Origin of the sequence: Rhodanobacter panaciterrae (genome assembly GCF_014651895.1) — a bacterium.
Taxonomy (GTDB): domain Bacteria; phylum Pseudomonadota; class Gammaproteobacteria; order Xanthomonadales; family Rhodanobacteraceae; genus Rhodanobacter; species Rhodanobacter panaciterrae.
The window spans coordinates 716,966-740,951 of sequence record NZ_BMXT01000002.1 but is presented as its reverse complement, the minus strand read 5'-3'; the positions used below and the strand labels follow the sequence as shown (position 1 = coordinate 740,951).

Below are 23,986 nucleotides of genomic sequence, written 5' to 3'. Positions count from 1 at the left end.
CCGTCCTTCCCTCTGCCTGCTGCCAGCTCATTGAACGATGCGCCGTGCGCGGGTGCGCGGCCGAGGAACGAACATGAAGAAGTCTTTGCTGGCAGCGGCGCTGCTCAGTTGCACCATGGCCGCGCAAGCCGCCGATCAGGGCGATGCCAACACGCTGAGTCCGGTGATCGTCACCGCCACGCGCACCGCAATCACTGCCGATGAGGCGCTGTCGTCGGTCACCGTAATTACCCGTGCCGATATCGAGCGGCTGCAGCCGCTGTCGGTGCAGGATCTGCTGACCGGCTTGCCTGGGGTGAGTTTCGCCAACTCTGGCGGCATCGGGCAGCAGACCTCGCTGTTCCTGCGCGGCACCAACTCGTCGCACACGCTGGTGCTGATCGACGGCGTGCGGATCGGCTCGGTCGGCAACGGCCTGCCCGCATTCGAGCAACTGCCGGTGGAGCAGATTGATCGTATCGAGATCGTGCGCGGCCCGCGTTCGAGTCTTTACGGTGCCGACGCGATCGGTGGAGTGATCCAGATCTTCACCCGGCATGGCTCACGCGATGGTGGTCTGATGCCATCCTTCAGCGTGACCACCGGCAGCGACCACCTGTTGCGCGGACAAGCCGGCCTGTCCGGCGGCAGCGATCACGCCTGGTACAACCTCAGCGTCGGCGCGCAGCACACCCGCGGCATCAACGCCTGCCGCATCGGTGCGGCCGAAGCTTTTGCCGGCTGCTTTACCGACGAACCCGACCAGGACGCCTACAGCAACAAGAATCTCAGCGCGAACGGCGGCTACCGCTGGGACAACGGCGCGGAGCTGAGCGGCAGCTGGCTGCGCAGTCTCGGCGAGATCCACTTCGACGGCAGCTACCAGAACCGCAGCCGCACCGTGCAACAGGTGGCCGGCAGCAGTTTCAGCTTCAACCCGCTGGAAGCGTGGAAGACCACGTTGAGCGTGGGTCAGAACCTCGATCGCTACGACAATTACGAGAATGAGAATTTCGTCGGCTACATCTATTCACGGCGCAACCAGGCGTCGTGGCAGAACGACCTCAGCGTGGCTGACAACCAGTTGCTGACACTGGGTGTCGACTGGCAGGGTGAGCACATCGACAGCGACACCGGTTACCTCGCCAGCCGCCGCAATGACACCGGCACCTACGTGCAGTACCAAGCCACGTTTGGCCGCAACGAGGTGCAGCTGTCGGCGCGGCGCGACCACAACAGCCAGTTCGGCGACCACAACACCGGCGCCGCGGCATGGGGCTACCACTTTGATGACGGGTTGAAGCTCTCGGCCAGTTACGGCAGTGCGTTCCATGCACCGACCTTCAACGACCTGTATTACCCGTACGGCAGCGGCAACCCGAATTTGAAGCCGGAGAAATCGCGCAGCGCCGAGCTGGGCCTGAGCCAGCAGCTGACCGCGTGGAACTGGGCGGTGAACACCTACCAGACCCGCATCGACCAGCTGATCGCGCTGGACAGCAACTACTTCCCGATGAACGTCAGCAAGGCGCGCATCCGCGGCGTGGAAGGCCAGCTCGGTGTGAATCTCGACGGCTGGCAGTTGCAGGGTTACCTGACCTGGCTGCAGCCGCTGAACCAGGACGGTGGCCCGAACGACGGCAACGTGCTGCCGCGCCGGCCCGAGCACACGGCGCGGGTGGATCTGGATCGCCGCTTCGGCGAGTTCGGCGTCGGCGCCACGGTCTACGCGGCCGGTCGCAGCTACGACGATGTGGCCAACCGGCACCCGCTGGCTGGCTATTCGACCACCGACCTGCGCGCCAGTTACCACTTCGCGCCGGACTGGCAGGTCGAAACGCGGCTGGCGAACGTGTTCGGCCGTCACTACGAGACTGTGTACTACTTCAACCAGCCCGGCCGCAGCGTGTTCCTGACCTTGCGTTACAGCCCCACCACGCACTGAATTTGCCTACGCACCGCCGGCAGGGAAGCTGGCGTCTGGTGCGTGGGGATAGTTACCCAGGTTTTCCGATACGAGGTGGACTCCAGACGCATACCTCGAGTCGCGGCGGCTGGCATAAAGTCGACATGACTTGGGGCTGTGTTCCTGCCAAATCCACGCTGCGACCCCGCACGCCGGGGCCATTGCGGCTGTCTGCCGCGGAAGCTCTCCCGCTATGCTTGCGCGTCAGGGAGATCACTTGAATATTTTCGCGCCACTGATCCGTCGCCCCGCCGGCACCTCGCTGCTTGCCATCGGCCTGATGCTGGCCGGACTGTGGGCGTACCTGCTGCTCGGGGTGGCTGCGCTGCCCACGCTGGAATTTCCCGGCGTGTTCGTGGCCGCACAGGTACCTGGTGCGAGTGCGCAGACCATGGCCAGCACGGTGATGGCACCGCTGGAGCGTCACCTCGGCCGTATCCCCGGCGTGCGCCAGATGATGGGCACGGCCAACGAGGGCAATGCGCAGGTCATGGTGATGTTCAATTTCGGCGTCAACACCGACGCGGCGGCGCGAGAGGTGCAGGCGGCGATCAACGCCGCAGCGCCCGACCTGCCGCCGGGGATGCCGAATCCGCCGCAGTACTTCAAATTCGACACCTCGCAGATTCCGGTGCTGTTGGTGGCGCTCACCTCGACCAGCCTGCCGCCGGACCGGCTGTATGACCTCACCGATACCTTGCTGAGTCCGGCGGTGGCGCAGATCCCCGGGGTGGCACGGGTGCAGATCTTCGGTGGCGCACCGCACGCGGTGCGGATCGAGCTGGATACCGTGGCGCTGGCGGCCAAGGGCATTACCGCGAATGACGTCAGCAATGCCTTGCGTGCGGCCAACGTCACCTCGCCGCAGGGCACACTGAGCAACGGCCACACGCAGATGACGGTGACCGCCAGCGACAGCCTGTACGAGCCGGCCGAGTTCGGCCGGCTGCTGATCGCGATGAAGAACGGCACGCCGGTACGGCTGTCCGATGTGGCCACGGTCAGCAGCGGGCCGGAGGATCAATACCAGGCGGCCTGGTTCAATGGTCAGCACTCGGTGACCATGCAGATCAGCAAGCGGCCGGAAGCGAACGCGGTCGCCACTGCCAACGCGATCCGCGCGAAGCTGCCGGCGTTCCACGGCCTGTTGCCGGCAGACGTGCAGATCACCCCGATCTTCGACCTGACCCAGACCACCCAGTCAGCCCTGCACGAGGTGGAGGTCGCGCTGCTGCTCAGCATCGTGATGGTCGCGATCGTGATGCTGGTGTTCCTGCGCCGGTTGCGGCCGACTCTGATCGCGATGCTCAGCGTGCCGCTGTCGCTGGCCGGCGCCTTCGTGGTGATGTGGACGCTCGGCTTCTCGCTCAACACCTTGTCGCTGATCGCGCTGGTGCTGTGCATCGGTTTCGTGGTCGACGACGCGATCGTGGTGATCGAGAACATCGTGCGGCACATGGAACAGGGCACGCCGCCGCTGGAAGCGGCGCTGACCGGTGTCAGCGAGATCGGCTTCACAGTGATCTCGATCACGCTGTCGCTGGTCGCGGTATTCGCGCCGATGCTGTTCGGCAACAACATGTTCACCATGTTGATGCGCGAGTTCTCGATCACCTTGACCGCGGCGGTGGTGATCTCCGCGGTAGTGTCGCTGACCCTGACCCCGGCACTGTGCGGGCGTTACCTCAAGCTGGAACACAGCGAAGAACAGCGCAAGCCGAACCGGTTGCAGCGAGCGCTGGTGCGTTTCGACCGCGGCCTGCATGGCACTTACGAGCGCGCGCTGGACTGGGCCATGCACCATCGCCGCATCATGCGCTGGCAACCGGCGATCCTGCTGGTAATGACCGCGCTGCTGGCGGTCGCGGTGGCGCTGACCGCCGGCGGCGGCATCATGCCGGACGAGGACATCGGCATGCTGCAGGCAAATATCACGGCCGACGCGAACATCTCGCCGACCCTGTTGGCAGAACGGGTGCAGCAGGTCGCCGCGGTGATGCAGGCCGACCCGGCGGTGCAGGATGTCACCGCGGTGCTGGGCGGCAACGGTGGTGCAGTCGGCAACCAGGCGCAGATGTTTGTCGACCTCAAGCCGTATGGCAGTGCGCCGGGCGATCGCCACAAGACCGTCAAGCAGGTGATCGAGCGGCTCGACCAGCAATACAAACCGCTGGCCGATCTCGATGTGTCGCTGACGCCGGTGCAGTTCTTCGGCAACGGCGGTGGCGGTGGTGGCAGCGGGCAGGGCCAGTACCAGTTCCAGCTCACCAGCACCTCCGGTGCCGGCCTGCAGGGACCGACCCTCAAGCTGGCGCAACGTATGCGTGGCATGAAGGAGTTCCGCGATGTCAGCACCAGCTTCGACAGCATCGGCAAGCAGCAGCTGCTGACGGTGGATCGCGAGGCGGCCGCGCACCTGCACGTCAGCATGGCACTGGTCGATACCGCGCTGAGCGACGCCTTCGGCCAGCAGCCGGTGTCCACCATCTATTCGGACATCAACCAGTACCGTGTCGTGCTGACCTCGTCCGGGGCGAAGTCGCTGAGTCCGGCCGCGCTGCTGAACACTTACGTGCGCAACAGTCTGGGCACGATGATTCCGCTGTCCGCGGTGGCGCATATCGCGCCGAACATCGCGCCAGTCAGCATCAGCCATTTCGACCAGCTCGAGTCGGCCTCGGTCAGCTACAACCTGGCCAAGGGCGTGACCCAGTTGCAAGGCATCAAGCTGGTCGATCAGGTGATTGACGCCGCGCAACTGCCGCAAGGCGTGCAGAAAAAATATGCGGGCAACAACCAGCAGCTGATGGAGGCGTTGACCGGCGCGGTGCTGATGCTGATCGCGGTGATCCTGGTCATGTACATCGTGCTGGGCATTCTCTACGAGAGCCTGATCCACCCGCTGACCATCCTCTCCACCTTGCCTGCTGCCGGCATGGGCGCGTATCTGGCGATGCTGGTCACGCATACCCAGCTCACCCTGATGTCGATCATCGCGATCCTGATGCTGATCGGCATCGTCAAGAAGAACGCGATCCTGATGGTCGACTTCGCGCTGGTTGCGCAGCGCGAGCGCGGCATGTCCGCACCCACGGCGATCCGCGAGGCCGCGCTGGTGCGCTTCCGCCCGATCACCATGACCACCCTGGTCGCGATGGGCGCGGCGCTGCCGCTGGCGGTCGGCTTCGGGGTCGGGTCGGAAATGCGTCAGCCGCTCGGCATCGCGATCTTCGGCGGCCTGCTGGTATCCCAAATGCTGACCCTGCTGAGCACACCGGCGATCTATCTGTGGCAATACGATCGTCAGCAGCGCAAGGCCGCCCGGCGGCAGTTGCGCGCCGAGATCAGGCGCCAGCAGGCGTTGCAGCAGCAGATGCCCGCGCTGCCGAAATAACTTCGCTGGCGGGACGGGCATGCCACCCCTGTCTTCCGACACGGTGTGGACTTCAGGCACATACGCCGGAGCGCGGCGACTGGCATAAAGCCGGCATGAACGGAACTCTCGCCTTGTCCCTGCCGATTTCGCGCGCGTCGAACGTACGCGCGCCGCGCATGCCGTGTCTGCGGTCATACTTGTCGGCCACGGAATCGCCATGAATATTTTCGCACCCCTGATCCGCCGCCCGGCGGGTACCTCGCTGCTCGCCCTGGGCCTGACCCTGGCCGGCATCTGCGCCTACTTGCTGCTTGGTGTGGCCGCGTTGCCGTCGCTGGATTTCCCGGGTGTCTACGTGGTGGCCAACCAGCCGGGCGCCAGTGCGCAGACCATGGCCAATACCGTATTGGCGCCGCTGGAGCGCCACCTGGGGCAGATTCCCGGCATCGACGAGATGTACGGCAATGCCACCGAAGGCGCCGCCTCGGTAAGCGTGCGTTTCAACTTTTCGCGCACCGCGGACAGCGCGGCGCGCGACGTGCAGGCGGCGATCAATGCCGCCGCGGTCGACCTGCCGTCGGGGATGCCGTCGCCGCCGCAGTTCTTCAAGTTCGACACCTCTCAGATCCCGATCGTGTTTCTCACGATGACCTCGAACGGGCTGCCGCAGGACAAGCTGTACGACCTCGCCGATACCCTGCTCAAGCCGGCGCTGGCGCAGATCAACGGCGTGGCCCAGGTGCAGGTGTTCGGCGGCACCCCGCATGCGGTACGCATCGAGCTGGACAACAACGCGCTGGCGGCAAAGGGGCTCACCGCGAACGATGTGGCCAATGCGTTGCGCGCGGCCAACGTCACCTCGCCGCAAGGCACCCTGAGCGACGGCCGCACGCAGATGACGGTGACCGCCAGTGACGGCCTGCAACAGCCGGCCGAATTCGCCCGTGTGCTGATCTCGGTGAAGAACGGCACGCCAGTGCGCCTGTCCGATGTGGCCAGGGTCTACAGCGGCGAGCAGGACGAATACCAGGCGGCATGGTTCAACAATCAGCACACCGTCGGCCTGCAGATCACCAAGCGGCCGGAAGCCAATGCGGTGGCCACGGTCGAGGAGATTCGCGCCAGGCTGCCGCAGCTGCGCGCGTCGCTACCCTCCAACATCACCATCACGCCGGTGTTCGACCTCACCCAGACCACCAAGTCGGCGCTGCACGAAGTGAAAGTGGCGCTGCTGATCTCGATCGCGATGGTGGTACTGGTGATGCTGGTATTCCTGCGCCGGCTGCGGCCGACGTTGATTGCCACGCTGAGCGTGCCGCTGTCGCTGGCCGGCGCGTTCGTGGTGATGTGGACCCTCGGCTACACGCTCAACACCTTGTCGCTGGTCGCGCTGGTGCTGTGCATCGGCTTCGTGGTGGACGATGCGATCGTGGTGATCGAGAACATCGTGCGCCACATGGAACAGGGCATGTCGCCGATGCAGGCGTCGCTGACCGGCGTCGGCGAGATCGGCTTCACGGTAATCTCGATCACCCTGTCGCTGGTGGCCGTATTCGCGCCGCTGCTGTTCGGCAACAACGTGCTGATCATGCTGCTACGCGAGTTCTCGGTGACGCTGACCGCGGCGGTGGTGATCTCCGCGCTGGTCTCGCTGACGCTGACACCGGCGCTGTGCGCCCATTTTCTCAAGCACGAACCGGTTGAGCGGAAGCCGCCGGGCCGGATCGAACGTGCGGTGGAGCGCTTCGACCGCGGCATGCTGCGCCGTTACGAGCGCGCACTGGACTGGGCGATGCGTCACCGGCGGATCATGCGCTGGCAGCCGTTGATTCTGCTGTTCCTCACCTTCGCACTCGGCTTTGCGGTGGTAAAGACCGCTGGCGGTACCTTCATGCCGGACGAGGACACCGGGCAGCTTCAGGTCGACGTCAGTGCCGATGCGAATATCTCGCCGGCACAGTTGACCGAACGCACGCAGGCGGTCATGAAGATCATGCAGGCCGATCCTGCCGTGCTCGACCAGCTGGTCATGCTCGGCGGCAACGATGCTGGCGGTGCGGTAGGCAACAGCGCGCAGATGTTCGTCGACCTGAAGCCGCGTGGCAGCGGTCCGGGCGAGCGGCCGGAGAATATCAAGAAGGTCATCGAGCGGCTGTCCAAACAATACGACACGCTGCCCGACGTGAAAGTGTCGGTCAGCGCCTCGCAGTTCCTCGGCGGTGGTGGCAGCGGCGACAAGGGTGGCCAGTACGAATTCCAGCTGGTCAACAGCAATGGCGGCGACCTGCAACCGGCAGCGCTGAAGATGGTGCGCCAGATGCGCACCATCAAGGAATTCCGCGACGTCAGCAGCAATTTCGACCAGGTCGGCAAGCAACAGTTGCTGAAAGTGGACCGCGAATCGGCCAGTCGCCTGCAGGTCAGCATGGGTGACGTGGACACGGCGCTGTACAACTCGTTCGGCCAGCGCCAGGTCTCGACGATCTATTCCGACATCAACCAGTACTTCGTGGTGCTCACCAGCGGCACGGCGGACAGCATCAGCCCGCAAGGTCTGCTCAACCTGCGCGTGCGCAACAACCTGGGGCAGATGATTCCGCTGTCCGCGCTGGCGCACATCGAACCCAACAACACGCCGTTGCGCATCCGCCATCACAACCAGATGCAAGTGGCGACGATCACCTACAACCTCGACAAGGACGTGACGCAGGATCGCGGCATCAAGCTGGTCGATCAGGCGGCCTTCGCAGCCGGGCTGCCGGCAGGTATCCGGGTCGATTACACCGGCCAGAACCAGCGCCTGCAGCAGGCCCAGTCCAATGGCATGGTGCTGCTGATAGGCTCGATCATCGCGATGTACATCGTGCTCGGCATCCTCTATGAGAGTCTCGGCCATCCGCTGACGATTCTTTCCACCCTGCCGGCTGCCGGCGCCGGTGCCTTCCTCGCCATGTTGGTGACACAGACGCAGCTTTCGCTGATGGCGATCATCGCGATCCTGATGCTCATAGGCATCGTCAAGAAAAACGCGATCCTGATGGTCGACTTCGCACTCGTCGCCGAGCGTGAGCGCGGTTTGCCCGCGCCCGAAGCGATCCGTGAAGCCGCGCTGGTGCGCTTCCGCCCGATCACCATGACTACCCTGGTCGCGATGGGTGCGGCGCTGCCGCTGGCGATCGGCTTCGGCATCGGCTCGGAAATGCGCCAGCCACTCGGCATCGCCATCGTCGGTGGCTTGCTGGTGTCGCAGTTGCTGACTTTGCTGAGTACGCCGGCGATCTATCTGTGGAATTACGACCGCAAGATCCGCAAGGCCGCACGCAAGGAACGCCGGGCGGAGAAGAAGCGGCTCAAGGCGCTGGGTCGAGCTGAGCCGGCGTGAGTTAATTACCTCGATCCCTTGAATTGACACGCTGCGAGTCGACCCAAGGTCTTCTCGACCACAGTGGAATTCTTGTGGCCAGTCACGGCCATCTGGTCAGGGATGAGAGATCTGCCTTGATCTTTGTCGCGGCGGCACTTTCGGGTCGGCGACCCCGCCGACCCCAGTAGTGCTGCAAGAAATTCGGGACGACAAGCTGACTGTCCACGTTGCAATCGTCTCGGCCACTGATGCGCTTGCCGGGCTTCGGGCTAACGATCGAGACGTTCAGCAGATCGTTGTTGGTATATATCGCGTACCCATCGTTTGGCAGCAGCTTGGGCTCGATGACGACCATCGTGAAATCGGTGATGGGGGGCTCTTTGTTCGCCTTGATCTGGTCGGTCATCAACTTGAACATCGCCGGGAGTTCCGTCGTGGTCAGGATGGAATCGTTGCGAAGGCCGCACCGGCAAACTGCAGTGACATGTCCACGTGCCGCGTGCCCGAGCTTGCCGGACACCGCCGTGAAGTAGTTCGCGAAGGCGCCGTTCGGCTCCCACACGAATTGTTTGTTCACGTAGCGGGCAGCGGTGGTGGCCTCCAACTGGCCGAAGATTTCCTTATCGCTGTTCCATTCATCGATCTTTTTCAGGAGGGCAAGTTCGTTGATGCCGTTCCAGAACACACTCCCATTGGCCGGAGTCGTGGCGTCGAACTGCTCCAACAGCTGCTGGTAGGCTTCCTTCGCGTATTCGGACGGCTGCTTGCCGGTCTTCTGAACCTCGCGCGCCAGATCCTCTTGATAGCGCGCGGCTGGAGACCACGATTTCCAGTCCTTCCCCTGTCGGGTTGCTCCGGCGGCGGCCATCTTTGCAATCGCCGCACGACGCTGCACGGCCTGAACCAGTTCCACCTTGAACTGCGACGTCCCGAACATCTTCTGGTACAGCGCGGGATCCTTCTTGATACGTTGAATCCACGCCAGATCGGGCTCTCCGTCATTCTGAGGAAATTTGTTCAGCAATTCGACGTACAACTCAAGCGGAATCGTGCCTCGGTACGACTTTGGTTGATTGAATAGCATGGCGTTTCCTGTCGGTTGATGGGATCCGAAACACATGCGCCGCCATTCAGGCCGGCTGCCGTATCTTCCGCGCCGCACGCTTGAGTCAAGCGGCGACATCGCCGTTCGACTTTGAATAAGTGAAAGAGAGCCCCCTCTCTTCGTGGCTTCAATGGCCATCGCGGTATTGCAATAAACCTTCAGCAAAACCAAGGTCAGCATACGCTTTCTCAGCGTGCCGATTTTAAAAGTCCACACTGATCCTGGTTTTCGTTTCACGCCAGGAACGCCGGACGGAGAGGAGGCGGCTCTAAGGCTTTGGGGTGGGCGCAGACAGTGCCGCTTCGCCAAGGAAGTGGCCGGATCCAGATCTCGTTGACCGACGCGTTCAGCGGCTGCAGACGGTTCGTGCCGAAGATCGGTAGCGAAAACTGCAGCAGGGTGCGGGCGATCGGGCCTGCGGTCAGCGAAGTCGGCGATCAGCGGAAGGTGCCATGGGTGCCTGTCCTGATCTGGCGGAGGTCGTCGACAAAGCGACGCGTCGTCTGACGACTGCATCGGCAGCAGGATACGTTGCCGTGCCGACATTGCGGCGCGATCGGCTCAGCAGGCATCTTTCCGCTCGTCCCAGGCAATCGCGGCCAGACGTTGCAGATGGGTACGCACATCGATCGGCCACGCGGCGGTCAAGGTGGCGAAGCGCTTCTGTTCGCCGCGATAGAACGCCCGCGAGGCTTCTTCGTAGCCGGCCAGATCGCCGGCCATCACCCGCATGAAGCGATCGACCGACTCGACCGCCTGCCGTGCACGCTCCTTCGCGCCGTTGTCGCGCAAGGCCTGTTCGACCAGTCGCCGCAGGATCGCCGAAGCGCCACCCGGCTGCTGACCCAGCCAGTCCCAATGCCGCGGCAACAGAGTGACTTCGCGCGGCACCACACCCAGCTTCGGCCGGCCGGGGCTGCGGCCGACGGTTTCCGCAACCGCGCCTTGGTGCAGACGTGCCAGCACCTCATGGACCGTGCCGCGAAAGTCGATCTCGATCTGGCGGCTGCCGTGGTCATCGAAAATCAGCAGCGGCCCGCGGGTTCCCGCGTCGAGTGCCTGCTTTGCGGCGCGCACCACGTCGGTCAACGCACCGCTGGCGAGCAGATGCTGATGGTCGAATGCGGTGCAGGTGGTGTCGTCGGGGTAGGGCGTGGGTCCGTCCGGATGCATTGTGTCGGGCAAGTTTTACCCGGATCAAAATGTGTGTCAATAACATCCGGGTAAAATAAGAATGGGATCGCCGGTGTGGTCCGGAAGTCATGCCCTCGGTCGTGCCCCGGCTTGCTATGGTTGGTGCTTTCCACTGAAGGGAACCAAGCGGATGACCATGCGTCTGCGCCCGGCCAGTTTGCTGGCCTCACTGGGTTTGCTCGTTGCTGCAACGGCTTCGTCGCCGCTAACCGCGGCCGAACTGACCATCCCGCCGATCCAGTACCACCAGCGCACGTTGTCGAACGGCTTGCAGGTGTTGAGCGTGGAGAACCACGCCAGCCCGACCGTGTCGGTGCAGATGTGGTACCACGTCGGCTCCAAGGACGATCCGCAGGGGCGTTCCGGTTTCGCGCATCTGTTCGAGCATCTGATGTTCAAGAGCACCAAGCACATGCACGCCGAGCAGTTCGACCGGCTGACCGAGGATGTCGGCGGCAACAACAATGCGTCCACCGGCGATGACGTCACCAACTACTTCGAAGTGGTGCCGAGCAACTACCTGCAGACCTTGCTCTGGGCTGAGGCCGAGCGGCTGTCCAACCTCAATGTGGATGAGGCGAATTTCAAATCCGAGCGCGCGGTGGTGGAAGAGGAATACCGCCAGAGCGTGCTGGCCAATCCGTACGGCAAGCTGTTCAACGCGATCGACCCGTCTTCGTACACGGTACATCCGTACAAGCGTCCGACCATCGGCAGCATCGAGGATCTGGAAGCGGCCTCGTTGCAGAACGTGATCGATTTCCACAACACGTTTTACCGGCCGGACAACGCCACCCTGATTGTCGCCGGCGACTTCGATCCGAAGCAGCTCGATGCCTGGGTCGACCAGTATTTCGGCTGGATTGCGAAACCGGCCACGGCGGTGCCGCAGGTCACAGCGCAGGAACCGGTACGCAAGAAGGATCTGCGTTACACCGTCACCAGCGAGACCGCGCCGTTGCCGGCGGTGGCGATTACCTGGCTGATCCCGCCGGCGGCCGACAGTGCCGACAGCATCCCGCTGCAGGTTGCCGCCGCGTTGCTGTCGCAAGGCGATTCGTCGCGGCTGTACCAGTCGCTGGTGTATCGCCATCAGGTCGCCCAGCAAGTTGGTGCCGAGGCCGATGGCCGGGTCGGTCCGGGTCTGTTCAGCGCCTACGCGATCCTCGCCAGCGGTCACGCGCCGGCCGACGCGGAGAAGCTGCTGCACGAGGAGATCATCTGGCTGGCGACCCAGCCGATTCCGGCCAGCGAGCTCGACAAGGTGAAGACCCAGCTGCTGACCAGTGAATTGAAACAGCGTCAGACCGCGCAGGGCGTCGCGTTCGCGCTGGGTCAGGCGAGCCTGATCGACGGCAATCCGGAACACGTCAACACCGATCTGGCGGCGCTGCAGAAGGTCAGCGAAGACGATGTGCATCGGGTGCTGCAGAAGTACGTCACCGGTGCGCACAGCGTCACCATCGATTATCTGCCGCAGGCTGCCAAGGCTGCGCCGGTTGCCGCCAAGGGAGTAGCGAAATGAATCGTTCCATGAAAGCATTTCGTTTGGCCGTCTTTACGGCCGCGATGTTCGCCGCCGGCAGCGTGCTGGCCGCGACGACTTCGGCCGATGATTTTCCGGCCACGCCACCGGCACCGGGCCCGGCACCGAAACTCACGGTGCCGACGCCATCGGCACAGACATTGCCGAACGGCTTGCAGGTGATCAGCGTGCGCCGCGCCGGCTTGCCGCTGGTCACCGCCCAGCTGGTGCTGCGCCGTGGCGGCGAGATGGATCCGCCGCAGCTGGCCGGTCTGGCCGACCTCACCGCGAATCTGCTGAGCAAGGGCGCCGCTGGCAAGACCGCGCCGCAGATCGCCGCCGCGGTCGAAGCGCTGGGTGGTTCGCTGAGTGCTGCCGCCGGCTGGGATCAGAGCGCGGTGGGTGTCACCGTGACCACGCCGAAACTGCCGCAGGCGCTGAACCTGCTCGCGGAGGTGGTTCGCCAGCCGGATTTCAGCGCGGCCGAACTGAAGCGCGCGCAGGCGCAGGCGATCGACGATCTGCGCCTGTCGCTGAGCCGGCCGACCGCGCTCGCTTCGCTGGCAGTCGGTCGTGGCGTGTTCGGTGAGGGCGCTTATGGCCATTCACGCAGCGGCACGCCGGCGTCGATCGCGCGGATCAGCCGCGACGATGTGCAGCATCTGCATGACACGCTGTACCGACCGGACAACGCGATCCTGATCCTGACCGGCGACATCACGCCGGCGCAGGCGCAGCAACTGGCGCAGGGCAGTTTCGGCGATTGGCAGAAACCGGCCACGCCACTGCCGCCGCGACCGGCGGGCATGGCTGCCAGCCAGGTGCCGGCGATCCTGCTGATCGATCAGCACGGCGCGGGTCAGGCCGGCGTGGTCGTCGCGCATGCGGCACCGCCGCGCAACGACGCCGATTACTACGTCGGCACGGTCGCCAACGCAGTGCTCGGCGGTTCGTACTCGGCGCGCCTCAACGAGGAGATCCGCATCAAGCGCGGGCTGTCCTATGGCGCCAGCAGCCGGTTGCAGTCACTCGGCGATGCCGGCATGTGGCTGGCCGCCGCGCAGACCAAGAACCCGTCGGCACCGCAGGTAGTCGAGCTGGTAATGGGCGAGTTCAAGCGACTCGGCAGCACGCGCATTTCCGACGACGAACTGGCCGCGCGCAAGGCGACCCTGATCGGTGGCTACGGCAACAGTCTGGAAACCACCGCCGGCCTCGCCGAGCAGGTCGGTCAGCTGGCGATCTACGGCGTGAAGCTGGAGCAGATCGGCAAATACATTGCACAGGTGCAGGCGGTCACGCCGAAGCAGATCGAGAAGTATGCGGCGAAGCATCTGGACGCCGACGGCAGCAAGGTGGTGGTGGTCGGCGACGCCGCGCAGTTCGGTGATGCGATCCGCCAGGCGCATCCCAAGGCGGTGCTGCTGGAATCGAGCGCGCTCGATCTGGACAGCCCCAGCCTGCAGCCGGCCGCGTCCCAGTAATCCGCCGCAACCCGTTCCAACCCGAAAGCCCCGGCCGTGTGCCGGGGCTTTTTTGTGATTGTTGCGGCTGCGCAACAGTGTGTTTCGATCCGTGGCGACCGGCTTCACGTTTGGGCAACACCAATTAACACACTATTCGGTACACATATAACAAACCATCCCCACAGGTCTCCCATGCACTTGCGTGCCCGATCGCTTCGCCTCGCCGTGGCGCTTTCGCTTGCCTCGATCGCCCTGCCAGCCACCGCCGCCCGTCTGGAGATCCAGGGTGGTCGCAGTTACATGGACAGTTATGCGGTGAATACCGTATTCGTCGAAGGCGTGTTCGACGAACGGCGCATCGGTGACAGCCGCTTCAGCTGGTCGCCGGATGTTTCGCTGGGCTGGCTCGATGGCCGCGCGATCGCCCGCTACGACGGCAGTCGTTACACCACGCGGGACCAGGTCTGGGTGCTGGCGGGCGGCGCGCGCTTGCATTACGGCGACGCCAGCGACTGGTATCGGCAGCTGTTCCTCAGCTTTCAGCCGGCCGTACAGACGGGGCGCACGCAGGCGCTGAGCACGCCCTACGAATTCGTCAGCACGCTGGGCTGGCAGGGGCAGCGTTTCAGCGTGCAGGTCCGGCACATTTCCAACGGCAACCTGCACAGCCCCAACCGTGGTGAAACCATGGCCCTGCTCGGCGTGGCTTTCGATCTGTAACGCCTCAATGCCCGCCGGCAGCGGGGCCGGCTTTCGCGCCGAACGGTGGTTTGGCCAGCCAGATCACGAACACCAGTCCGATGAAGACCCAGCCCAGCGCGTGGAACACCTCGTTGAACGAGATCTGGTAGCCCTGCTGGGTGATCATGTCGTTGATCACGCTGGCGCCGACTTGCGGATTGCCCTGGCCGATCTGGCTGATCGCCGCCTGCGAAGTCGGGCTGTAGGCGGTGATGTGTTCGGCCAATTGTTCATGGTGACTCACCGCGCGGCGCTCCCACAGCAAGGTGGTCAGCGAGGCGGAAAAGCTGCCGCCGAGCGTGCGCAGGAAGGTAGCCAGACCGGAACCGGCCGCGATCTCGTTCTGCTGCAGATCGGATAGCAGGATGGTCAGGATCGGCATGAAGAACAGCGCCACGCCGAAGCCCTGGATCAACTGCACCATCGCCACGTGATTGAAGTCGATGCCGATGAAGAAGTCCGAGCGCATGAAGCAGGTCAGCGCCATCACTACGAACGCCACCGAGGCGAGCAAGCGCAGATCGACGCGAGCAGCGTACTTGCCCACGAAGAAGGTCAGCAGTACCGGAATCACGCCGAGCGGTGCGGTGGCGTAGCCGGCCCAGGTCGAGGTGTAGCCGAGGTTGCGCTGCAGCCATAGCGGCACCAGCAGACCGATCGCGAAGAACGCCGCGTAAGCGAGGATCAGTGCGATCGTGCCGGCGGTGAAGTTGCGATGGCGGAACAGCTTGAGGTTGACGATCGGGTCCTTGTCGGTCAGTTCCCAGATCAGGAAGATCGCGATGCCGATTGCCGAGACGATGCTGGTGACGATGATGAAGGTGGAGTTGAACCAGTCCTCGTCATTGCCCTTGTCCAGCACGATCTGCAGTGCGCCAACGCCGATGATCAGGGTGATCAGGCCGACGTAGTCGATCTTCGGGCGCTCGGTTTTTTCGGCCTTTCCGCGCAGCTGGTTCGCCACCACCATGCTGGCGAAGATGCCGATCGGCACATTGATGAAGAAGATCCAGGGCCACGAATAGTTGTCGGTGATCAGGCCGCCGAGGATCGGGCCGGCAATCGGCGCCACCACGGTGACCATCGCCAGCAACGCCAGCGCCATGCCGCGTTTGGCCGGTGGATAGATGCTTATGAGCAGGCTTTGCGTGATCGGATACATCGGCCCGGCCACCGCACCCTGCAGTGCGCGGAACACGATCAGCATGCCCATGCTCTGCGAGATGCCGCACAGAAACGAAGTCAGTGCGAACAGCAGGGTGGACCAGACGAACAGCTTCACCTCGCCGAAGCGGCGGGTGAGAAAGCCGGTCAGCGGCAACGAGATCGCCATGCTTACCGCGAACGAGGTGATTACCCAGGTGCTCTGGTTGTTGCTGACGCCGAGGTTGCCGGCAATCGTCGGCAACGACACGTTGGCGATCGTGGTGTCGAGCACCTGCATGAAGGTCGCCAGCGACAGACCGATCGTGCTGAGTGCCAGATTGGGTGGACGGAATTGGGCGGTCATCGGCGTCGGTCAGTGATGAGGGATCTGCCTTGCTCCTCCCCCTGCGCAGCAGGGGGAGGCCGAGAGGGGGTAAAGCTCTTGAGTCAAGATCAAGAGCAACCCCTCCCCAACCCTCCCCTGCAAGCAGGGGAGGGACACAACGTTATTTCGCGCCAGCCATATTGGCGTGGACGATCTGGATGATCGCCGCATCGGCCTTGGCCAGCTGCTGCTTGTATACGTCGGTGCTGAAGGCCGGCTGGGTCGGCGACTGCTGCGCCAGCGTCTGGCCGCTCTGGTCATGCAGGCTGACGTCGACGTTGAGCGACATGCCCAGGCGCAGCGGATGCTTGTCCAGCTGGGTCGGATCGTCGAACACGATGCGTACCGGAATGCGCTGCACGATCTTGATCCAGTTGCCGGTGGCGTTCTGCGCCGGCAGCAACGAGAACGCGCTGCCGGTGCCGACGCCCAGGCTCTGCACCTTGCCCTTGTAGGTCACCTTGCTGCCGTAGACGTCGGACTCGATCTCCACCGGTTGGCCCAGGCGCATCTTGGTGAGCTGGGTTTCCTTGAAGTTCGCATCCACCCATACGCCGTGCAGCGGCACCACTGCCATCAACGCGGCGCCCGGCTGCACACGCTGGCCGACCTGCACCGAGCGTTTGGCCACATAGCCGTCCACCGGCGCGACCAGGGTGGCGCGTGCATCGTCGAGGAACGCCGCGCGCAGACGCGCCGCGGCAACCTGCACGTCGGGATGCGAAGCGACCACGGTATCGTCGACCAGCACCTTGCTGGTCTGGTACGTCTGCTGGGACGCGATCAGGCCACTCTCGGCGCTGGTCAATGCATCGCTGGCATGCGCCAGCTCCTCGGCCGAGATCGCGCCGGACTTGGCCAGCGCGACGCGGCGGTTGTAATCGGCACGGGCCTTGTCCACCTCGGTCTGGCGTGCGGCCACGTCGGCCTGCGCACCGTTGACGCTGGAATACAGGCCGCGCACCTTGCGCACGGTATTGGCGAGATTCGCCTTCGCCTCGGCCAGCGCCACATCGGCGTCGCTGGGGTCGAGCTGCACCAGCACGTCGCCGGCGTGCACCAGGTCGCCGTCATCGGCACCGATGCTGACCACGGTGCCGGGTACCTGCGGGGTGATCTGCACCACGTTGCCGTTGACGTAGGCATCGTCGGTGCCTTCGTACCAACGACCATCGAGGAAGTACCACAGCGCCCAGCCGATGATGGCGAGCACGACCACGATGACGAGCACGCGCAGCATCAACCCGCGCGAGTTCTTCTTGGGTACGGCAGTGTTCGGTGATGCGCCGGCCGTGTTCTCGGCCGCGGGGGAAGTCTGGCTGGACATGGGGCTGCCTCAGGAATGCGAAGAGTGGGAAGACGGGGAAGGCGTGGGCGCCTCGGCCTGCGGCTGGAAGCCGCCGCCGAGGGACTGGATCAATTGCACCGACAGATCGACCTGCTGCGCCTGCAACGCGGCCATGCCGCGGTTGGCGGCGAGCAGCTGCTGGCGCACGACAAGCGCTTCCAGATAGCTGCCGATGCCGGCCTGGTAACGCTGCAGCGCGAGTTGCCACGCCTGCTGCGCCGCATCCTGCGCGCGTTGCTGCGCGGTGAGCTGTTCCTGCACCGACTGCAGCGCGGACAGCTCGTCGGCGACCTGATTCAGCGCGCCGACCAGGGTCTGGTTGTACTGCGCCACGGCGAGGTCGTACTGCGCATCCTTGCCGGACAGGTTCGCGCGCAGCTTGCCGCCATCGAAGATCGGCAGGCTGATCGACGGTCCGAGCTGATAGAAGCGCGATGGCAGGGTAAACGGGTTGCCGCCGCCCAGGGTGATCACGCCGGCCATCGCACCGATGCTGATGTTCGGCAGGAATTCGGTTTTCGCCGCCTTGATGTCCTTGCTTGCTGCCTCGACGCGCCAGCGTGCAGCGACCAGGTCGGCACGATGGCCGAGCAGGTCGACGGGCAGGTTGGTCGGCACCGCCAGTGCGGTCGGCTGCAGCAAGTGTGGCCGGGCGATATCCAGCCCACGGTCCGGGCCCTTGCCGAGCAGCACCGACAGCGACGAGCGCGCGGCATCGACGGCACGTTTGGCCAGCGCGGTGTCCTGCTCGGCGCTGGCCACTTCGGCGTCGCTCTGCTTGAGCTGGATCTGATTGTCGATGCCGGCGGCGACGCGCTGGCGGGTCAGCTCACGCGACTGGTTCGCGCGCTGCAGTTCGCCCGCAGCCAGATCCTGTTCGTTGAACGCGTAGCCGAGTTGCGCGTAGGCGCGGGCGACGTTGCCGGACAGCTCGATGCGCGCAGCGCGGGCATCCACTTCGGCAGCGCGCGATGCGCCAAGTGCAGCCTGCCAGGCGGCCCGTTTGCCGCCCCACAGATCGAGGCCCCAATTGAAGCTGACGTCGGCGTACTTGGCCAGCATGAAGTGACCGCCGCCGGCGCTGGCCGGCAGGATCGTGGTGGGGATGCGCGCGCCGGACACGCTGGCGCCGGCATTCACCGTTGGGCCGCGCGCAGCATCGGCGATGCCCGCTTCGGCCTGCGCCGCGCGGGCACGGGCATCGGCTACGCCGAGGCCAGGATTGTCCTGCAGCGCCTCGGAGATCAACGCATCGAGTTGTGGATCGCCCAACCCGGCCCACCAGTCCGTCGACGGCCAGGCCGCCGGCGAAAGCTTGAAGCCGGCCAGGCTGCGCTCGGCTTTCAGGGAAGCGGGATCGGTCGGCGTGCCGTCAGGGTGCAGGCCGCCGCTGCTGGCACAGCCAGCCAGCGCGAGGGTCAATGCAGTAGCTGCCGCGAGGAGGTGCAGGCGCATGGGTTGTGGTCCGGAAGTAAAGTCAGTTCTTGTCGCGGAACGCTTGCAGCATGCGCTCCAGGTAGTCGTGCAACTGTGCTTGCTCGGCGGGATTCAGCGAGCGCTGCGCCGCATTCATCACGCGCTGGCTGCAGACGGAGGCGGTGTTCTGCCAGATCGTGCTTCCCGCTTCGGTGAGTTCGATGCGCAGCGCGCGGCGATCCTGTTCATGCGGCGAACGACGCAGATAGCCCTTGCGCTCCAGCTGATCCAGCTGACGGGTCATCGCACCGCCATCCAGCTCCACCGCGCGGGCCAGTTCCGTGGCCGACACCGCGCCGAGCTGCTGCGACTTCTTGAGTATCAGGTACTGGGTGAAGCTGAGATCCAGGCCCTGGCTGGCCAGTTCGGCCTCGATCGCACGCACGATTTCGGAGCGCACCATGGTGATCAGCATGCCCAGGCTCGGCGCATCGGGTTCGTTGGTGACGGAGGTCGGGGTAAGGTCGTTCTGCTTCATGCCGGGCATTCTATTGCCCGAATTATATTTGTCAAGGCAAATATATGCCTGTTTATGTTTGTTTCAGCAAGATGACGCCGCTGGGCGGCCGAGGGCCGTGACCACGGGGAGAAGCCTGTCGACGCACCGCCCGGCCATAAGCGATCTTTATCCGCACGATCACTAGAATCGCCTTGGTCCGGCGGATCGATCGGGCATAGCATGCGTCGACGCCATCCGCGTTGCCGCCATCCTGCGAGGTCGCCATGTTCCGTCCGCTGTTGCCGGTGCTGCTTGCACTCGTTCTCCTGCCCGCGGCCGCTTCGGCCGCCGATGGCTTCTGGCAGACGCCGACCATCCATGCCGCCGGCAAGATGCACGCGCTGCCGCAGGCGGCCTACCAGCCCGATCGCAACGCCACCTACAAGGTCGTGTTCGGTCTGACCAAGGCCAGCGACAAACCGGGCGAGGTGAGTCCGGCGCTGGATCGGGTGGCGCGCACGGTGAACCTGTACGTCAGCGCCGGGGTGCCGCTGGATCATCTGAAATTCGTGGCGATCGCCTACGGCCCGGCCACGCCGATCGCGCTGAACGATGAGCAGTATCGGAAGAAGTACGGCGTCGCCAATCCGAACCTGCCGGTGATCGCGGAGCTGCGCAAGGCCGGAGTCGACGTCGCCGTGTGCGGCCAGGCCGTAGCCGAGCATGACTTCCAATACGACTGGGTGGACTCGCACGTGACCCTGGCGCTGTCCGCACTGACCACGATCAGCGAACTGCAGCAGAAGGGTTACGCGCTGCTGCCGTTGTGATCTTCATGTTGCCGAAGGAAACCAGCATGCGTCATTCCATCGTGCGGTGGCTTGTCGCCGCGGTCGTGTTCAGCACGGCGTGTACCGCCAGCGCCGCCGACAAGACCGACTTCCTGCCGCCGTGGAATCCGCCACCGGCGGGCCTGCAATTCAGCGTGCCGCCGGTCGATGCGATCGCGGATCTGCACGGCGACATCGTCGATCCGCAGCTGGTGCTGTTCTTCGCCGGCAACCAGTTCATGGTGGTGCATGACTTGCTGGAGGCGTTCAAGCAGGCGCATCCGCAATACCAGCGGATTTGCGCCGAGACGTTGCCGCCGGGCATCCTGGCCAAGCAGATCGAGAGCGGCACGCTGGTGATGGGCAACCTGCGCATCACGCTGAAGCCGGACATCTATACGGCCGGCAAGAGTGCGATCGCCGACAACCAGCAGAAGCACGGCTGGTTCGCCGATACGTATGACTACGCGCGCAATCCGCTGGCGATCCTGGTGGCGAAGGGCAATCCGAAGCACATCACCGGATTGACTGATCTTGGTCGTAGCGATGTGCGCGTGAGCATGCCGAACCCGGCATGGGAAGGCATCGCCAAGCAGATCGAGGCGAGCTATCGCAAGGCCGGCGGCGATGCGCTCGACCACACCATCATGGACAGCAAGGTGAAGGATGGCAGCACCTTCCTCACCCGCATCCATCATCGGCAGTCACCGCTGCGCGTGCTGCAGGGCGAGTCGGACGCGGCGCCTGTATGGTCGACCGAGGCGTATTTCCAGCAGCAGATCATGCATTTCCCGGTCGAGACGGTGCAGATTCCGGCGGCGAAGAATGTCACCGCCACCTATACCGCCGCGCGCATGAAGGATGCACCGCATGAGCAGGCGGCGAAGGATTTCCTGGCCTTCATGCAGAGCCCCGCCGCGCAGGCGGTGTATCGCAAGTACGGCTTCCTGCCACCTCATTGAGAAGGCTCTCTATGCGCTGTCCTGACCCGCGATGGAAGATGTTCGGCCTCGGCATGGCGATGGTCATCGCGTTGCCGATCACGGCGGCGCATGCCGCCGATGCGGCAGCGATCACCACCCAGGGCAACGGCAAGGGGGCGGCGCCGTGCATGGCCTGCCATGGCGTCGATGGTGGCGGCCAGCTTGCCGCCGGCAATCCGCGGCTGGCCGGACTCGATGCGGCCTATCTGCAAAAGCAGCTGGACGATTTCGTCAATGGCTCGCGCAACAGCCCGGTGATGCAGGCGACTGCGACGGCGCTCAGTGAAGACGAACGTCAGGCACTGGCGAGCTATTACAGCAAGCTACCGATACCCGCCGCCTTGGCGAAACCGGCGAGCGTGCCGCCGGCTGACGACAGTGCCGGCAACGTGCTGGCCACGCGCGGACGCTGGGACAAACAGGTGCCGGCATGCGTGCAATGCCACGGTCCCGCCGGCGTCGGCGTGGGTGCACATTTCCCGCCGCTGGCCGGGCAACCGGCTGCGTATATCGAGGCCCAGCTCAAGGCGTGGCAGCAGGGCACACGGCACAACGATCCATTGCAGTTGATGCAACATCTGTCCACGACACTCAGCGCGCAGGACATCCATGCGGTAGCGGCGTGGTTTGCCGCGCAGCCATTGGCGACGAAGGGAGCCACGCCATGAAGACATGGTTTTCCACCCTGCTGGCCGTCTCTTTCAGCCTGTATGCACTGGCTGGCTGCTCGCCGTCATCGCCGCCCGCCGCGGTCGGCGCGACGCCATCGTCATCGACAGTGGCCCCATCATCGACGACGGCCCCGTCAGCGAGTCGAACCGCGCCGGTGACAACCGCTGCATCAGCCGCTTTCACGGCACCCGCCGAGGCAGATATTCCAAGCGGTCCGCTCGGCGACGTGATCCGCCAGGGGCGCGACATCTTCACCGACACGCCGGAACACGCGAAGGCCTATGTCGGCAACGGTCTCAGCTGCAGCAACTGCCATCTCGATGCCGGTCGGCTGGCGAACTCGGCGCCGTTGTGGGGCGCCTACGGCATGTATCCGCAGTACCGCAAGAAGAACGGCCACGTGAACACGTTCGGCGAGCGCCTGCAGGGCTGCTTCCGCTACAGCATGAACGGCAAGGCGCCGCCACTGGACAGCGCGGAGATGGTCGCGCTGGAAACCTATGCCTGGTGGATGGCGAAGGGTGCGCCGGTTGGTGTCAAGCTGCCGGGCGCGGGTTATCCCAAGCAGAATTTCAAGCCGCCGCTGCCGGCCGACTATGTGCGTGGCGAAAAGGTCTACGCGGCGAACTGCGCGCTGTGCCACGGTGCCGACGGGCAGGGCCAGCAGGTCGCCGGGCGCAATGTGTTTCCGCCACTGTGGGGTGCGCAATCGTTCAACTGGGGCGCCGGCATGCACGAGCTGGGCAACGCCGCCGCCTTCATCAAGGCGAACATGCCGCTCAGTCGTGGCGGCACGTTGAGCGATCAGGACGCCTGGGACGTGGCGATGTTCATGGACGCGCACGAGCGGCCGCAGGATCCGCGCTATACCGGCGACCTCGCGGAAACCCGGGCGAAATACCACGACACGCCGGACTCGCTGTACGGCACCGTGGTCAACGGGCATCTTCTGGGCGCCGCGCCTGAGTCCCATTGACCTGCCAGAGTTCGCCCGCGAGATACAGGTGACCGGGCGCCGTGCATTCATGTTTTCCCATATTGGATATAAGCTGAGCTGTCCCGTCCGTGTGCATGAGTCACCGGCGTCTGGTCGCAGAAGCCAAGGGGAACACCATGCAACATCCCGAGGTGAAGGCGTTCTTCGACGAGTCCACCAACACCTTCAGTTATGTCGTGTGGGATCCGGCCAGCATGAGGGCGGCGGTACTCGACCCCTTGCTCGACTACGACGCATCCAGCGGGCGTACGCGGCATGTTTCCGCCGATGCGCTGATCGCCTTTGTGCGTGCAGGCAGACTGGAGGTCGAATGGGTGATCGACACCCATGTGCATGCCGATCATCTGTCAGCTGCGCCATACGTGAAAGCGTGCCTCGGCGGCAGGTTGGGTATCGGCGAACACATCCGCACAGTGCAGCAAACCTTCGGCACGCTGTTCAACGCGGGCGACGACTTCCATCGGGACGGCAGCCAGTTCGATCACCTGTTCAGCGACGGCGAGCGCTACATGGTCGGCAGCATCGAGGCGACGGCCATCCACACACCGGGTCACACCCCAGCGTGCATGACGCATCTGATCGGTGACGCGGCATTCGTCGGCGATACGCTGTTCATGCCCGACTACGGCACTGCCCGCTGCGACTTTCCCGGCGGTGATGCGGGAGCCCTATACCGCTCGATCCAGAGGATATTTGCGCTGCCGGGCGCCACCCGCATCTTCGTGTGCCACGACTACAAGGCCACCGGCCGGGAAGAGTTTGCCCATGAGACCAGCGTGGCGGCCGAGCGCAGCGGCAATATCCATGTGCACGACGGCGTCGACGAAGCTGCGTTCGTGCAGTTGCGCATGGCGCGCGACGCCACCTTGCCGGTGCCGAAACTGATCCTGCCGGCGGTGCAGGTCAACATGCGCGCCGGCGAGCTGCCGCCGGCCGAGGACAACGGCGTGCGTTACCTGAAGATTCCGCTGGACGCGATCTGAAAACGCCCACG

At 64.5% G+C, this 23,986-nt stretch carries 17 protein-coding genes; 11 read left to right on the top strand and 6 right to left on the bottom strand.

What is annotated here, in order from left to right:
* The first annotated feature begins 73 nt into the window (after positions 1-73).
* From btuB to IE071_RS12640, 3 genes are all read left to right on the top strand, one after another.
* On the top strand, positions 74-1,924 hold the full coding sequence (gene btuB, locus IE071_RS12650) for a TonB-dependent vitamin B12 receptor (protein WP_189441530.1): 1,851 nt from the start codon (positions 74-76) through the stop codon (positions 1,922-1,924).
* 238 nt (positions 1,925-2,162) lie between these two features.
* Positions 2,163-5,339: an efflux RND transporter permease subunit gene (locus IE071_RS12645; protein WP_189441529.1), complete on the top strand. Its 3,177-nt coding sequence runs from the start codon at positions 2,163-2,165 to the stop codon at positions 5,337-5,339.
* 199 nt (positions 5,340-5,538) lie between these two features.
* On the top strand, positions 5,539-8,703 hold the full coding sequence (locus tag IE071_RS12640; protein WP_189441528.1) for an efflux RND transporter permease subunit: 3,165 nt from the start codon (positions 5,539-5,541) through the stop codon (positions 8,701-8,703).
* 82 nt (positions 8,704-8,785) lie between these two features.
* Here IE071_RS12640 and IE071_RS12635 read toward each other — a convergent pair whose 3' ends face one another.
* Entirely contained in the window at positions 8,786-10,027 is a 1,242-nt protein-coding gene (locus tag IE071_RS12635; RefSeq protein ID WP_189441527.1) for a hypothetical protein, read from the bottom strand.
* 324 nt (positions 10,028-10,351) lie between these two features.
* Positions 10,352-10,975, bottom strand: coding sequence for a DUF2239 family protein (locus IE071_RS12630; RefSeq protein WP_229792894.1), 624 nt, complete (start codon positions 10,973-10,975; stop codon positions 10,352-10,354).
* Positions 10,976-11,114: 139 nt separating this feature from the next.
* On the opposite strand from IE071_RS12630, the gene IE071_RS12625 reads away from it, so the two are divergent.
* The 3 genes from IE071_RS12625 (at position 11,115) to IE071_RS12615 (ending at position 14,695) form a co-directional block, all read left to right on the top strand.
* Positions 11,115-12,509 (top strand): M16 family metallopeptidase, encoded by a 1,395-nt coding sequence (locus IE071_RS12625; protein ID WP_229792893.1) that lies wholly within the window; start codon positions 11,115-11,117, stop codon positions 12,507-12,509.
* Between the two features lie 8 nt (positions 12,510-12,517).
* Positions 12,518-13,993 carry a M16 family metallopeptidase gene (locus IE071_RS12620; protein WP_229792892.1) on the top strand — a complete coding sequence of 492 codons (1,476 nt, stop codon included), beginning with the start codon at positions 12,518-12,520 and terminating at the stop codon, positions 13,991-13,993.
* A gap of 174 nt (positions 13,994-14,167) precedes the next feature.
* On the top strand, positions 14,168-14,695 hold the full coding sequence (locus tag IE071_RS12615; protein WP_189441525.1) for an acyloxyacyl hydrolase: 528 nt from the start codon (positions 14,168-14,170) through the stop codon (positions 14,693-14,695).
* A gap of 4 nt (positions 14,696-14,699) precedes the next feature.
* On the opposite strand, the gene IE071_RS12610 is transcribed toward IE071_RS12615, so the two are convergent.
* The 4 genes from IE071_RS12610 to IE071_RS12595 form a co-directional block, all read right to left on the bottom strand.
* Positions 14,700-16,226 (bottom strand): DHA2 family efflux MFS transporter permease subunit, encoded by a 1,527-nt coding sequence (locus IE071_RS12610; RefSeq protein ID WP_189441524.1) that lies wholly within the window; start codon positions 16,224-16,226, stop codon positions 14,700-14,702.
* A 142-nt stretch (positions 16,227-16,368) separates the two neighbouring features.
* On the bottom strand, positions 16,369-17,574 hold the full coding sequence (locus IE071_RS12605; protein ID WP_189441523.1) for an HlyD/EmrA/EmrK family protein: 1,206 nt from the start codon (positions 17,572-17,574) through the stop codon (positions 16,369-16,371).
* Positions 17,575-17,583: 9 nt separating this feature from the next.
* A complete protein-coding gene (locus IE071_RS12600; protein ID WP_189441522.1) occupies positions 17,584-19,050 on the bottom strand; it encodes an efflux transporter outer membrane subunit in 1,467 nt (488 codons plus the stop codon).
* Between the two features lie 22 nt (positions 19,051-19,072).
* On the bottom strand, positions 19,073-19,549 hold the full coding sequence (locus IE071_RS12595; RefSeq protein ID WP_308427784.1) for a MarR family winged helix-turn-helix transcriptional regulator: 477 nt from the start codon (positions 19,547-19,549) through the stop codon (positions 19,073-19,075).
* A gap of 245 nt (positions 19,550-19,794) precedes the next feature.
* Here IE071_RS12595 and IE071_RS12590 point away from each other — a divergent pair, with 245 nt between their 5' ends.
* From IE071_RS12590 to IE071_RS12570, 5 genes are all read left to right on the top strand, one after another.
* Complete coding sequence (locus IE071_RS12590; RefSeq protein WP_189441521.1) at positions 19,795-20,340, top strand: DsrE family protein; 546 nt, start codon at positions 19,795-19,797, stop codon at positions 20,338-20,340.
* Between the two features lie 26 nt (positions 20,341-20,366).
* Positions 20,367-21,302, top strand: a complete 936-nt coding sequence (locus tag IE071_RS12585) for a molybdate ABC transporter substrate-binding protein (RefSeq protein WP_189441520.1) — start codon at positions 20,367-20,369, stop codon at positions 21,300-21,302.
* Between the two features lie 11 nt (positions 21,303-21,313).
* Positions 21,314-21,991, top strand: coding sequence for a c-type cytochrome (locus IE071_RS12580; protein ID WP_229792891.1), 678 nt, complete (start codon positions 21,314-21,316; stop codon positions 21,989-21,991).
* Positions 21,988-22,971: a c-type cytochrome gene (locus IE071_RS12575; protein WP_189441519.1), complete on the top strand. Its 984-nt coding sequence runs from the start codon at positions 21,988-21,990 to the stop codon at positions 22,969-22,971. The genes IE071_RS12580 and IE071_RS12575 overlap by 4 nt, the downstream gene beginning before the upstream one ends.
* Positions 22,972-23,108: 137 nt before the next feature.
* Positions 23,109-23,975 carry an MBL fold metallo-hydrolase gene (locus IE071_RS12570; protein ID WP_189441518.1) on the top strand — a complete coding sequence of 289 codons (867 nt, stop codon included), beginning with the start codon at positions 23,109-23,111 and terminating at the stop codon, positions 23,973-23,975.
* Positions 23,976-23,986: the final 11 nt, after the last annotated feature.

Bases quoted from the DNA above. Each gene is read 5' to 3' on its own strand.
- btuB (WP_189441530.1), top strand. From the start codon at position 74: ATGAAGAAGTCTTTGCTGGCAGCGGCGCTGCTCAGTTGCACCATGGCC.
- IE071_RS12620 (WP_229792892.1), top strand. From the start codon at position 12,518: ATGAAAGCATTTCGTTTGGCCGTCTTTACGGCCGCGATGTTCGCCGCC.
- IE071_RS12615 (WP_189441525.1), top strand. From the start codon at position 14,168: ATGCACTTGCGTGCCCGATCGCTTCGCCTCGCCGTGGCGCTTTCGCTT.
- IE071_RS12570 (WP_189441518.1), top strand. From the start codon at position 23,109: ATGCAACATCCCGAGGTGAAGGCGTTCTTCGACGAGTCCACCAACACC.
- IE071_RS12580 (WP_229792891.1), top strand. From the start codon at position 21,314: ATGCGCTGTCCTGACCCGCGATGGAAGATGTTCGGCCTCGGCATGGCG.
- IE071_RS12605 (WP_189441523.1), bottom strand. From the start codon at position 17,574: ATGTCCAGCCAGACTTCCCCCGCGGCCGAGAACACGGCCGGCGCATCA.
- IE071_RS12575 (WP_189441519.1), top strand. From the start codon at position 21,988: ATGAAGACATGGTTTTCCACCCTGCTGGCCGTCTCTTTCAGCCTGTAT.
- IE071_RS12590 (WP_189441521.1), top strand. From the start codon at position 19,795: ATGTTCCGTCCGCTGTTGCCGGTGCTGCTTGCACTCGTTCTCCTGCCC.
- IE071_RS12595 (WP_308427784.1), bottom strand. From the start codon at position 19,549: ATGAAGCAGAACGACCTTACCCCGACCTCCGTCACCAACGAACCCGAT.
- IE071_RS12585 (WP_189441520.1), top strand. From the start codon at position 20,367: ATGCGTCATTCCATCGTGCGGTGGCTTGTCGCCGCGGTCGTGTTCAGC.
- IE071_RS12640 (WP_189441528.1), top strand. From the start codon at position 5,539: ATGAATATTTTCGCACCCCTGATCCGCCGCCCGGCGGGTACCTCGCTG.
- IE071_RS12610 (WP_189441524.1), bottom strand. From the start codon at position 16,226: ATGACCGCCCAATTCCGTCCACCCAATCTGGCACTCAGCACGATCGGT.
- IE071_RS12600 (WP_189441522.1), bottom strand. From the start codon at position 19,050: ATGCGCCTGCACCTCCTCGCGGCAGCTACTGCATTGACCCTCGCGCTG.
- IE071_RS12625 (WP_229792893.1), top strand. From the start codon at position 11,115: ATGACCATGCGTCTGCGCCCGGCCAGTTTGCTGGCCTCACTGGGTTTG.